Consider the following 12858-nt stretch of genomic DNA (forward strand, 5'->3'; position numbering starts at 1 on the left):
TGAAAAACAGCGGGAAAATAGGAGTAGGAACCTCTAATCCTGAATTTAAGCTCACAATCGATAAAGGGGCAGCATCGCCTGACGGCGGTATAATGGCGATCGGAACTTATGGCAGCGGTACCTCACTTGAAACTTCCGGAGTAGGTACCAGGATGTTCTGGTATCCGAAAAAAGCAGCTTTCAGGGCTGGATATGTTAGCGGTATAGAATGGGATGATTCCAATATTGGGGACTATTCCACGGCTTTTGGCAACAGTGCCAAGGCTAGTGGGGTGGATTCCACTGCTATTGGATATCACACTACTGCCAGTGGATTAGGCTCTACTGCTATGGGTGTTGCTACTACAGCCAGCGGATATGTTTCTACCGCTATAGGAGATGAGACTATAGCCAGCGGTGAATGCTCTATTGCCATGGGGAGCTCCACTACAGCCAGCGGATGGGGTTCTACTGCTATGGGAGAATACACTGTGGCCAGCGGGCAAAAATCTACAGCCATGGGATGTTTTACTGTAGCCAGCGGAGCTGTATCTACTGCCATTGGGGATGCTACAACTGCAAGTGCTAATTACTCTACTGCTATGGGGAATAGCACAACAGCTAGCGGTTGGGGTTCTACTGCTATGGGAGTTGGTACTATAGCCAGTGGGAATGAATCTACAGCTTTGGGCTGGTTTACCACAGCAAGTGGAAGTGGCTCCTCAGCTATGGGTGGCTTCATTGAAGTAGGTGGTAGTTATTCTTTTGGTATCGGCTTGGATTACCCTGGAGCAGGTAACACTTATGAAATAACGCAAAATAACACCATGGCTATCATGGGCGGCAAGGTCGGGATCGGAACTGTAAGCCCAACTTTTCCCCTTCAAATCAATGGTGGAATAATGGATACTGGTACATTTGGCGAAGGTGATACTCTTGCTGTTTCTGGTGCAGGTACCAGGATGTTCTGGTATCCCAAAAAAGCGGCGTTCAGGGCTGGAAAAGTTGATGCAGATCAATGGGATGATTTAAGTATTGGGGATTATTCAACAGCTTTTGGTTGGGATACCAAAGCAAGTAATTCAGCTTCCACTGCTTTCGGTTACTTTGCCGTTGCCGGCGGTGCAGCTTCCACTGCTTTCGGGAATGCAACTTATGCCAGTGGTGATGCATCCACAGCTTTCGGGAATTGCACACATGCAAGCGGTCATCAATCCACTGCTTTTGGGTTTTGCTCCACAGCAAGTGGTTTTTATACCACGGCTTTTGGATATTATTCAGTAGCTAGTGGTGACTATTCCACAGCTTTTGGAAATAAAATTGAAGCCAAAGGTAATTACTCGGTTGGCATAGGCTTGGATTCAACAAGCCGCACGATCGAAGCAGCTAACACCATGGCCATCATGGGAGGCAAGGTCGGGATCGGGACAGTCAGCCCTACCGCGTCTCTGGAAGTCAATGGCTCACTGAAAGCGACCTTATTTACCGGTGATGGATCCGGATTGACGAATATCATAACTACCAACGCGGATAAATTGGACTCGCAGGAAGGTACATATTATCTGAACCGTACCAATCACACAGGCACTCAGAGCTGTTCCACCATTTCCGGTTTTACTTCTGAAGTCCAAGCAACAATAACTGCTGGAACAGGGCTCGCCAAAGTTGGAGGAACTTTAGAGGTATCACCAAGTGGGATTGACCATGGTTCTCTGGGTGGTCTTACTCATGATGATCATGCGCAGTATTCGTTGCTGGCCGGTAGATCCGGCGGACAGATTTTGTATGGTGGAACAGCAGCCAGCAACAGCCTGACTCTTGATTCAACTTCAAACACTACCAAAGGATTCGTGCTTTTGAATCCGAATGGCGGTAATGTCGGGATCGGGGCTGTCAGCCCTGAATTCAGACTTACTTTAGATAAAAGCGCTAGTTCACCTGACGGTGGCATCATGGCGATCGGCACTTATGGAAGCGGTGCTTCTATCGAAACATCAGGTCTAGGCACAAGGATGTTCTGGTACCCGAAAAAAGCTGCTTTTAGAGCAGGTCATGTAAACGGCACACAATGGGATGATTTCAATATAGGCCAATATTCAGAGGCTTTCGGTTACAGCACCACGGCCAGGGGATCATGTTCTACTGCCATGGGGGTTGGCACTATTGCAAGCGGAGAAGCCTCAACAGCCATGGGAAATACTACTATAGCTTCCAACATAGGCTCAACTGCCATGGGGATGGACACCTTATCTAGCGGAGAAGCCTCAACAGCTATGGGGGCGAATACTATAGCTAGCAACAACTATTCAACTGCGATGGGAGTGCGCACCCTAGCTAGCGGAAACTCCTCAACTGCCTTAGGAGGATATTCTACTGCGAGTGCTACGTATTCAACTGCCATGGGGTGGTTCCCTGTTGCCAGCGGGGATGTTTCTACTGCTATAGGAGGTTTTACTGTAGCTAGCGGACCATATTCCATTGCCATGGGGACATCTACTACTGCCAGCGGAAGTAATTCTACTGCCATGGGAGTTTATACTACTGCCAGCGGGGCAAATTGTACTGCCATGGGCACCCGCATCAAAGCAGGGGGAAACTATTCCTTTGGAATCGGCCTGAACGACCCTGGAGCAGGCAATACTTATGAAATCACTCAGGCCAACACCATGGCCATCATGGGCGGCAAGGTAGGAATAGGGAAAGTCGATCCTGCCAGGACATTCTTTGTCAATGGCGATGCGGGCGGCACGCTGGACTGGTATAACGATTCTGATGAGCGGCTGAAGAAGAACATCCGCACAATAGACAATGCTTTGGACAAAGTGCTATCCCTGAGAGGCGTGAATTTTGAGTGGAAGGATCCTGAGACTCACGTTTCTGGCCCACAGATGGGACTGATCGCACAGGAAGCGGAGAAGGTCGTGCCAGAAGTGGTGAGCCAGAAGAACGGTACTTATGCCATGCAGTATTCTCCGCTGGTAGGCCTGCTGATCGAGGCTATGAAAGATCAGCAGAAGATCATAGATGAGCAGGGAGAGGCATTGAAAAAGCTCAGCCAGGAAATGGCTGACTTGAAAAATTCTCTGAGCGGGAAGTAGGCGACACATGGTTAAATATTTATTAATTTTGCTGATAATATCCGGCTTATTACCGGCATTTTCAGCTGATACCCTGCGTGTCGGTCAGGGTAATCTTCTGAAAATGCGGGATAATTCCCTGACAGCAGGCAGCCTGGATGTGAATGGAGGAATGACCGCTGATACCGGCTCGATTACAGTGTCAGGAAACACCGAAGTCGATGCCGGAGCTAACCTTTCTCTCGGATCAGGCAGCTTCCAGTCCGGTGATTTTGCCGGTTCAGGCACTTTCACAGGCGGAAGCGGCAGCCACAATTTCACAGGGAACTGGCTCAACAACGGCAGCTATGCTGCTACAACCGGAACTACTGCTTTTAAGGGAAGCAATGTGGAATTCAGGCAATCAGGAACTTTCAGCCACAGCGGAGGAGCAGTCAGGGTCAGCGGCACAGGGAATTCCGATTTCCTGGGAAGTTTTGATTTCCATGATTTCAGCTGCGACACCCCTGGAAAAACCCTGCGCTTTTCCCCTGGCTGCGCCTATGGTTTTGAGGGAAGACTTTTCCTGAATGGGGAAAACGGCAATCCTTTAAGCATTTCAAGCACCGGAACTGGAGCATTTAATTTCAACAATACCGGCAATTGGGAAGTCTCTTACGCTGCAGTGAGTTATTGCCATGCCTTGAATCCGATCGCCTCATTTACGAGTATTAATCAAGGTTACAATCTCAACTGGCAGTTCGCTCCAAATACCACTCTTGCTGCTCCTGCCACCTTAACTCCTGTCGACCAGGAGAAGTTCAGTCTTTCCTGTCCGGTGCTGACAGTAATAAACAGCACAAATACGACTGCTGAACTTTACTATGAATTCTGGGTTTCATCTTCACCTGATTTCACTTCAGGCACGCTGAGTTCAGGCTTGATCTCTGAAACTCAAGCTACTACTTCCTGGCAGGTCAACGTGGATTTGCTGCCCGGACAATATTACTGGAAAGTAAGAGCTTATGACGGCATGGTTTATTCTAACTGGTGCACATCAGCTGCTTTTGAAATCATTCGGAAAGTACCGGAATTCACAGTGGAAGTTTCTCTCAGATCAGGCTGGAATCTGATCTCTCTCGGCCTGCAGCCTGAATCCCGGACAATTGAAGTGATTTTCCACGACATTACCGACAAAATGAAGTATGTAATGGCTTTTTTCCGCTCGCCTGTTGACGAGGAACCTGTAGGATTCCGCACATACATAAACCTGGATGATCTGAAGGATTTCAGCACTCTGCGGGTGATGGATGGATTTCATGGTTACTGGGTGTATATGAACAATAATGCTACTCTGGAAGTGAAAGGATCAGCCATTTCAGACACAACTGAACTGAACCTGGCTTCAGGCTGGAATCTTGCCGGTTACTGGCTGAGTTGCTGCAATCCCCTGCCTCTGGAAGCGACACAGGCCGGTACTGTAATCGACTGTGTTTTCAACAAAACTCCGATCAAGGGTAAAGCCAGGTACATAATGGGTTTCTACCGCGACAGTAACGGCGGCAGTGAAGGCTTCCGCTCTTTCATGAACAACGCAGCGATTGGATTCTCCAACCTCTCCAAGCTTGATTCATATCATGGCTACTGGTTCTATATGGACGGCGAAGGGACTCTGAATTACAGCTACCGCGCTCCCTGAAGCAGATTATTGAGGCTTAAGTTCCTTCTGCAGCATGAAAATCTCATCCCTCAGTTCAGCTGCCTTTTCGAACTGCAGGTTGTTGGCAGCTTTTTCCATTTCCAGCTTCAGCTTCTCGATCACTTCTTCCAGGCTGTATGAATCAACGTATTTGATCACGTTTTTCGCAATTTCTTCCTTAGGTGCCAGGCCTTCGCCGATGGATTTCCGGATCGAGACCGGCGTGATCCCGTGCGTTTCATTGTACTCAACCTGGATCTGGCGCCTGCGTGTCGTTACCTGCATCGCTTCTTTCATGGCGTCTGATATTCTGTCCGCATAAAGCAGCACTTTCGCGTTCAGGTTGCGGGCGCAGCGGCCGAAGGTCTGGATCAGGGACCTGGCTGAGCGCAGGAACCCTTCCTTGTCCGCGTCCAGGATTACGACCAGCGATACTTCAGGCAGGTCCAGGCCTTCGCGCAGAAGGTTGATGCCGACCAGCACGTCGAATTCGCCGAGCCGCAGGCCGCGGATGATCTCCATGCGTTCGATGGTGTCGATCTCAGAATGCAGGTAGCGGGTTTTGAATCCTGCGTTGACGAGATAGGCAGTGAGGTCTTCAGACATCCGCTTGGTGAGTGTGGTGACCAGGGCCCGCTCTTTCCGGTCTATGCAGCGCTTAAGCTCCACCTGGATGTCGTCGATCTGGAGTTCTGTTTTGCGCACCTCAATTACTGGGTCAACGAGCCCGGTGGGGCGGATGATCTGCTCGATCACGTTTTTTCCGCTCAGCTGAAGCTCGAACTCGGTAGGAGTAGCGGACACGAACAGCACCTGATGGAATTTTTTTGACAATTCCTCGAATTTCAGCGGCCTGTTGTCGATCGCAGAAGGCAATCTGAATCCATAGTCCACCAGAGAAGCTTTCCTGGCAGAGTCGCCGTGCTGCATGCCTTTGAGCTGAGGAACAGTGATGTGGGACTCGTCAATGATCAGGAGAAAATCTTTGGGGAAATAGTCGATCAGGGTATAGGGTGGTTCGCCGGGCCCTCTGCCGTCCAGGTGGCGTGAATAGTTTTCGACTCCTTTGCAGTATCCCATTTCTCGCATCAGCTCAAGGTCGTAGCGTGTGCGTTCGCTTATCCGCTGCGCTTCAAGCAGTTTCTGGCTGGACTGGAAAAAGTCGATCCTCTGCTTGAGTTCAGATTCAATCCTGTCAGCTGCCAGCTCCAGAATTTTTTTATCTGCCGCATAGTGGGTGGCAGGGTAGACGTGGATTTCAGGAATTTTCTGCAGCACTTTGCCTGTCAGCGGCTCGAACAGGGCGATTTCCTCGATTTCATCGTCAAAGAAAGTGATCCTGAGTCCTTCATCGCTATAGATCGGGATCAGTTCCACCCGCTCCCCGCGCACCCTGAAAGTGCCTGGAATGAATTCATATTCGTTGCGCGTGAAATTGATCGAAACCAGCTTTTCCAGTAATTCCCCGCGCTTGATGACATCACCTGTTTTCAATCCGATTTTAAGGTCAGAATAGTTGACAGGTGACCCCAGTCCGTAAATGCAGGAAACAGAAGCCACAATGATCACGTCGGTACGGGAGAGGAGGGAGTGGGTCGCCCTGTGGCGCATCCTGTCGATCTTTTCATTGATGTCCGAATCCTTCTCAATATACAGATCCTTAGTGACCACATAAGCTTCAGGCTGGTAATAATCATAGTAGGAAACAAAGTATTCCACTGCGTTTTCAGGGAAAAATTCTTTGAATTCGCGATAGAGCTGGGCAGCCAGGGTTTTGTTGTGCGAAATGATCAGAGTGGGTTTCTGCAGCCGCTCGATCAGATTTGCCATCGAAAACGTTTTCCCTGATCCTGTCACACCGAGCAAAGTCTGAAATCCGGCACCGCTGCTGAAGCCGGCCTGCAACCGTTTGATGGCTGCAGGCTGGTCTCCTGATGGTGAGAAAGGTGAAACAAGTTTGAAAGGCATAGCTCCTACCAGAGTGTCAGATTTTCAGGTTGCACTTTTTTCTGCTGCAGCTGTTCAACGATTTCCGAAAGATCGGGTAGACCGCCTCCCGGAAGTTCGGTTATTTTCACCCAGCGGGTATGGATCTGGCGGAGTTCAGGAGGTGATTCGATCGTAATCACATACACGACGGCAAGAGACCCTTCGCGCACCAGAAGTCCCTTGATGGACTCACGGTCTGAGAGTTCGAACAGGTGAATTTTTTTCTGCCAGTCGCGCTCCAGAAATTTCACTGCCGGAATCAGCACTTCTTCGGGATGGTATTTCTTCCAGGTGCCTTTGGCAATGCTTTCTTCCCTGGCCCAGCCGCCGACAGGCAGTTTCAGCTCAGGATGCTCAAGTGTTGATCTTATGCCCCAGGAGGCCAGGCCCGCATTCCCGCGCTCTAAGTAAACAATCCTGCTGCCTGGATCAGTAAAAAATGATCTGTATTCCCTGCCGCTCTTTCGGTTTACAAACACCATGGCTACGCACATAAAGACCTTCCCTGACAGATCATGATTAGAGCTTCTTGTCTTAAGATAGGTGCCCCATTATATTTGCGACAGCAATTCCTGTCAATCGCTGAGCGGGATGGATTCATGATCTCTGCCGATATGTTTTAAGAGAGGAATTTGGCTGGAGAATCCATGATTCGAAGAAATTGGCGTTATGCTGTGTATGGTCTCTGCCTGGGGTTTTTTCTGGGTTATTCCATTGGTTTTATGACAGGGGAATCCATCCTGGCCAGCATAAAGGACGGAGGGATTCTGGGTTTTTCCCTGTGTTTCCTGTTCCTGGCAGGAGCAGTCATTTTCCAGGGGCTGGATGAGATCTCCGCTGACCTGTCCCAGATAAAGGAAACAAGAGTCAGCGATTCAAAGCAATGGACGCAGAGACAAGAGGCTCAGTGGACAGCAGGATTGGTGATACTGTCGCTGGCTGTGGTTTTCTGGGGACCCAGTTGGAGCAAGAGGCCTGGAAAAGCGGTACAGATCAAGAAACAGATTGAGTCTTCAGCAGGGGCGGCAGTGAAGGCTTCTTATTCCAGATTTGCCGTAAATCTTGTCTCCTGCGGGAATGGCCTGGTGCGGGTTTACGGAGAAACCGATCTTCCTGATTCTACATTGATCGATCTGTATTTTACCGATAAACCTGACGCAACCAGGGATGAGGGGATAAGCTGCAAAAGGACCGGTGTTGTCCGCGGGGGGCAGGTTTATTATGTTTTCAATCCATTCCCGACAACCGAACAGATATTCGGGGATTTTTTAGTGCAGCTGTCATTTGAACCTGAAAGGCAGGCACCGGAACTGAGGGCAGCTTTTGAGGGAGCCATACTCACAGGGGAAGCAGCCGTGAACGGGAAAAGCCTTGTCACTACTTACAGGATTTCTCTGGATTCCAATCAGGATCTCAAGCCAGTTGATCCTTCAGTCTTTGCCCTGGACTCTCCGGAACGGGCTCTGACAGCTTTTTTTCGATACTGGCAGGAAAAAAAATGGGAAAAAATGGTTAATTATACTGCCGTTTCCTGGAGACAGCAGTTGACTCTGCCTGCCCAATATCTGATGGGACAATTGAGCCAGCTTGAAATCAGAAGCATGGCAATCAAAGTAAAAGATTATCTCGATGATCTGAATGTGGAGATTACAGTCCAGGTTCACTGCATTTCAGAACAGGTCACATTCGATAAAATTCTCAGGATCAAAGTCAGCCGTGAATTCGGGCTCTGGCTGATAAACCCGGCATCATTGAAATTTTAAAAATTAAAAATATCTGCATTTCTATCCCATGAAAAGATTACTCAAATGAGCGGCTTGTGGGTATTTTTTTCACTTGCTGAGTTGAAAAGAGGTCAGGGTTGAACGATTTTATCGAAGTTCAGATTGCCGGGCGGAAGTCTTTTTACAGGGTCGCCGGATGGTTCTGAATCGGCTTTTTTCTTGGCCATTTCAGCCTCATTTTCCGCTTTCTGCTGCTTGTCCGCGACGATCGCGGCGTATATGTCCAACATGTTTCCACCTTCAACTATAATCAAAAATTATATAGCAAAAGGTGTACCAAGGCGTTTTCTATGGGAGACTGATAAAATTTCTGGCAGCGTAGAGTCCTTCCAGAAAGGGTTTTCCGTTCCCCAGAAAGGTGGAAAGCAGAGGAGTGATGATTACACCCATAGCCGTGAAGCTCTGAAAGTCGCCGCTCTCCAGTTTGATTTTCAATGAGGTTGTATCATGAATGATGAAATAATCGTCCCTGAATTTCCCCAGATACAGCATCACGTGGCCGCTCATATAGACAAAGGAGCAAGGCGTGACGGTCTGCAGAATGCTGATCCTGGTTTCCAGAGTGGAGTTGTCGGGAAAGGCAATCGTTTGCGCTGGAGCGAGCTGACCCTGGAATCTGGAATTTCTGGGCAGTTTCACACCCATGGTGGCCAGGATATCCCTGGAAAATGCACTGCAGTCGCGGGTGTTGAAGATCCCGCCCCAGCTGTAACGCTGGCCGAGGAATTTGAATGCCTGAAGAATGATATTCCTTCTGGTATAAGGGATGTAACCAATGCTGACATCTTCTGATCTCTGGATCATGGCCAGCAAGAAAGCGACAGTTCCATCCGGCTCTCTCACAGGATAGCGCACCACGAAATTCCCTTCCGGAATCCTGCCTTCGACTTCTGCCGTGATCTGTCCGGGCCTGGCCAGGGGAATTTTGATCCCCATGTCCAGCTGCTGTTCAGATAATCTGCTGTCTGAAAGATCCACAGAAGTGAAGATCTTTTTTCCGGTCACCACCAGAAAAGGCTCTGCTCTTGCAAAGTCCATGATCTGCAGCCTGCTGCCGAGCGCCACATCTTCCGCTGGGATCCAGGACATGCAGTAGCTGCATTTAGCCAGGAACCATTTGCCGTCCAGGCTTTCGTGGAAGACCGCTACAGGTTCCAGAGGATAGATGCCGGTGGTCAGGATCCGATCGAAGTCCATGTCGACAGGATCATTGAAAATCCGCTCAGGAGTGGGCAGCATTCTCATTTCAGTGCGCCTGACAGTGATTCCGAATCTGACGGGATTCTGTTCCTTGATGCCGGAAATATTCCGATTTTTCAATATGCGGTCGTAAAAAGAAGCTTCGACAGTTGATCCGTTCAGGAAGCGTGGTTTTTTGGAAACTGCGCTGTTTTCCTCGATCATGGAGAGGACTTCTGCACTGGAATACGAAACAGGCAGCTGAGACATGTTTTCCAGTCCGTCGGCCTCTTTGAGGTTGTTCCGGTTGCGCATTCTGATGCTCAGTTCGCTGTCCAGAATCTGATCAGGATCTGCAAGTCTGGAAATCCAGAATTCAGGGTAGAGCATTTCTTCCGATAGTTTGGGTATCTTGATCGGAAACTGTTTGAATTGTGCAGGATTCTGCGCCGCAAAGGATTTTATCGCGGCAGCGATGAAGAAAAGCATCAAAACCATGGTGATTCTTCTGAAAAACATTTTTGTCATTCTGCCTCCTGCCTTCTGCCTCCTGAAAATATCCCTCTGAAACTTTGGACTGATCTGCCAATATGGTATCATGATAACATGAAAAGCCTTATAACTGCTATTCCTGGAGGTGTTTCAAATGAGAAAGTTGCTGACAGTGTTATTCATATCGGCAGTTCTGAACTATTCAGCAACAGCCGGTAACCCGGAGGCCGCTAAAATGAAAATTACCCGTGAAAGGGCTGACTATCCCGGTGCTTTTGCTGATTTCACTCCGATCAATCATCTCAAGTTCAGAATCCACAAACCGGATACCATCGTGATCCACTGGGTTGGAGAGGGCACGGCTGCCGGCGCAGTCAGATGGTTTCTGAATCCTGATTCAAGGGTATCCGCCCATTTCATCATCAACCAGACTGGTGAAGTCGTTCAAATGGTGAAACTCAGGGACACTGCCTGGCACTGCACCAGGAGGATCGAACCATTAGGAGGGATGAACAATCCCCGCACCATTGGAATAGAACATGAAGCCACCTGGAATAACCCTGAATTGTGGTTTACGGATTCCATGCTCAAAGCAAGCGCGGACCTCGTGCGTTTCCTCTGCGAAAAATATCAGATCCCGATGCGCTTCGGGAGCCCTGGAATCCTCGGACACAGCAATATGCCCGGCTGCCTTGACAAGAACTGCCCGGGTAATTTCCCGTGGGAGCGTTTCTGGTTTTACCTGACAGGAAAAGACAGGCTTGATTTCACACCATATCCTAATGAGGAAAAGCCGATGCCAGCGAAAGTCGTGAAGAAATCCGGCCTGCTGCAGAAGCCCGACCTAAAGAGCAAGCTCCTGAGAAAATTCAAGATCGGGGATCAGATCCTGCTGACCGGGCAATACAAGGAATGGTATACTGCGAAACCTGCAAACGGTGATTCTATCGAAGGTTTCGTCCTGGACTCTGATGTCTGGTTTTCCAGGAGGGGTAATGAATGAGGAGCTCCTTTTTGATTTAGAAGCTGTTTTTGATCCTGACGATTACCTGTATTTTTATAAGGATATCCTGACTGAAGAGCTGAACATCCTCCAGGTGGAGTTTCTGGTCAAAACCCTTTCGCTCAAAAAAAAGCATAAAATCCTGGAATTGGCATGCGGGTATGGCCGTCATTCAAACCGCCTCGCAGAGATGGGTTTCAAGGTAACAGGCCTGGATTACATCAAGGGTTTTCTGAAAATCGCGAGCGCAGAAGCGAAAAAATTGAATCTACCCGTTAAGTATGTGCATGGAGACATGCGCGACCTGCCATATAAAAATGAATTTGACCGTGTGGATCTGCTGTTCACAGCCTTCGGCTATTTTGTGGATGAGGAAAACTTCCAGGTGCTGGAAAATGTGTCCAGGGCTCTGAAGAAAGGAGGCCTGTTCTGTTTCGACCTTATGAACAGGGACGTATTCCTCAAGAATTTCAAACCCTGCTTTGTCCATGAAAAAGAAGGGAATTTCATGATCGACAGGCTGGTTTTCGACAGCCTGACTGGCCGTAATTATACAAAGAGGATCGTGATCAGGAACGGAGTGTTGAAGCACAAGCCGTTTTTCGTCAGGCTTTACAATTACACGGAACTGCGGGATCTGCTGGAACGGGCGGGCATGGAGATCGTGGAATCATACGGCAGTTTCAAGGGAGAGCAGTTCGGGAATGACTCGGCCCGGATGATCATAGTTGCCAGGAAAGTTTGAGTTAAGCTGCCTACTTTTCCTTTCCTATGCTGAGCACTTATTCCTGCTGCGGCTGTCTTTGTCTGCGAATTTAGAGGCTCTTCAGATGCTGTTAGAGCCTCTTATCCCGAAGTATCGGGAGCCTCAGCAGTAGCTTCGGCTGGATTCTGCTTCTAACATTGAATTCTGCGACGACTTCGAACGCCGCTGCAGGAACAAGAGCTCAGCATAATAAGAATATTTATTTATTGTGATGATTTCCTGTCAGAATGCGCTGCCGCCATTGCCATCGTAAGCCAGAATCATGGGAAAATCAGCCACCTGCAGTTCGAAAATCGCTTCAGTGCCGAGTTCGGGATAGGCTGCGATGCGCCAGGATTGGATCATTGAAGAAAGATAGGCCCCCAGGCCTCCATATGTGACAAAATAAAAATGTTTGCCAGCCCTGCAGTCTGATTCCACAGCAGCCGTGCGCCTGCCCTTGCCGATCGTGATCCTGATGCTGTTTTCCATGAAAAGCTGATGACAGGGATCGAATCTCTTGGAAGTTGTGGGTCCGCAGGAGCCGAGCCTGCCGTCGGGCAGAGGACCTGAAGGACCGCAGAAATAGATGATCTGATTTTTCAGAAAATCCGGGAACCCGTCTTTCTTTATCTTCGCCATGGTCTGATCGCGCAAAGTATAAAGCGTGCCGCTGAAATGGAATTTCCCGCCTGCTTTCAGGTGGGAGATTTCGTGGATAAGATTCTGAAACTGATCCATGAAATGAGGATAAGAAAAACAGAGAGAAGAAGCAAGTATTACAGATAGCCCAAGGGAGGACTTCATCCTCCCTCATATGGATGACCTGCCTGTCAAGAGGAAACAACTTTCAAAACCTGTTTATGAGTTCCGTGAACTTTCAACCTCATATTCGCGTGCTGGTTAACGCAGTAAGCTCAGTCCGAATGTGA

General features: G+C 48.9%; 10 protein-coding genes. 5 read left to right on the forward strand and 5 right to left on the reverse strand.

The features are described 5' to 3' along the window. Positions 1-3077: tail fiber domain-containing protein (locus tag PHW04_18175; GenBank protein MDD2717818.1), on the forward strand; the 3077-nt coding region annotated here is incomplete at its 5' end. 103 nt (positions 3078-3180) lie between these two features. Further along, on the forward strand, positions 3181-4734 hold the full coding sequence (locus PHW04_18180) for a hypothetical protein (GenBank protein ID MDD2717819.1): 1554 nt from the start codon (positions 3181-3183) through the stop codon (positions 4732-4734). 6 nt (positions 4735-4740) lie between these two features. On the opposite strand, the gene uvrB is transcribed toward PHW04_18180, so the two are convergent. Together uvrB and PHW04_18190 are read right to left on the reverse strand one after the other, a co-directional pair. Beyond that, a complete protein-coding gene (gene uvrB, locus PHW04_18185; GenBank protein MDD2717820.1) occupies positions 4741-6702 on the reverse strand; it encodes an excinuclease ABC subunit UvrB in 1962 nt (653 codons plus the stop codon). A gap of 5 nt (positions 6703-6707) precedes the next feature. Then, entirely contained in the window at positions 6708-7217 is a 510-nt protein-coding gene (locus PHW04_18190; protein MDD2717821.1) for a hypothetical protein, read from the reverse strand. A gap of 153 nt (positions 7218-7370) precedes the next feature. Between PHW04_18190 and PHW04_18195 the strand changes: the two genes are divergently transcribed. Continuing rightward, entirely contained in the window at positions 7371-8486 is a 1116-nt protein-coding gene (locus PHW04_18195; GenBank protein MDD2717822.1) for a hypothetical protein, read from the forward strand. 92 nt (positions 8487-8578) lie between these two features. On the opposite strand, the gene PHW04_18200 is transcribed toward PHW04_18195, so the two are convergent. Continuing rightward, positions 8579-8737 (reverse strand): hypothetical protein, encoded by a 159-nt coding sequence (locus PHW04_18200; protein MDD2717823.1) that lies wholly within the window; start codon positions 8735-8737, stop codon positions 8579-8581. A gap of 58 nt (positions 8738-8795) precedes the next feature. Further along, positions 8796-10214: an NlpC/P60 family protein gene (locus tag PHW04_18205; GenBank protein ID MDD2717824.1), complete on the reverse strand. Its 1419-nt coding sequence runs from the start codon at positions 10212-10214 to the stop codon at positions 8796-8798. A gap of 118 nt (positions 10215-10332) precedes the next feature. On the opposite strand from PHW04_18205, the gene PHW04_18210 reads away from it, so the two are divergent. Together PHW04_18210 and PHW04_18215 are read left to right on the forward strand one after the other, a co-directional pair. Then, complete coding sequence (locus tag PHW04_18210; protein ID MDD2717825.1) at positions 10333-11181, forward strand: peptidoglycan recognition family protein; 849 nt, start codon at positions 10333-10335, stop codon at positions 11179-11181. Continuing rightward, the gene (locus PHW04_18215) at positions 11174-11926 is read left to right on the forward strand and encodes a class I SAM-dependent methyltransferase (GenBank protein MDD2717826.1); all 753 of its coding nucleotides are present in this window, start codon (positions 11174-11176) and stop codon (positions 11924-11926) included. Before PHW04_18210 ends, PHW04_18215 begins: the two co-directional genes overlap by 8 nt. 243 nt (positions 11927-12169) lie before the next feature. Here PHW04_18215 and PHW04_18220 read toward each other — a convergent pair whose 3' ends face one another. Beyond that, on the reverse strand, positions 12170-12667 hold the full coding sequence (locus PHW04_18220) for a fumarate hydratase C-terminal domain-containing protein (GenBank protein MDD2717827.1): 498 nt from the start codon (positions 12665-12667) through the stop codon (positions 12170-12172). Positions 12668-12858: the final 191 nt, after the last annotated feature.

Source organism: Candidatus Wallbacteria bacterium (genome assembly GCA_028687545.1).
In the GTDB taxonomy this organism is placed as follows: domain Bacteria; phylum Muiribacteriota; class JAQTZZ01; order JAQTZZ01; family JAQTZZ01; genus JAQTZZ01.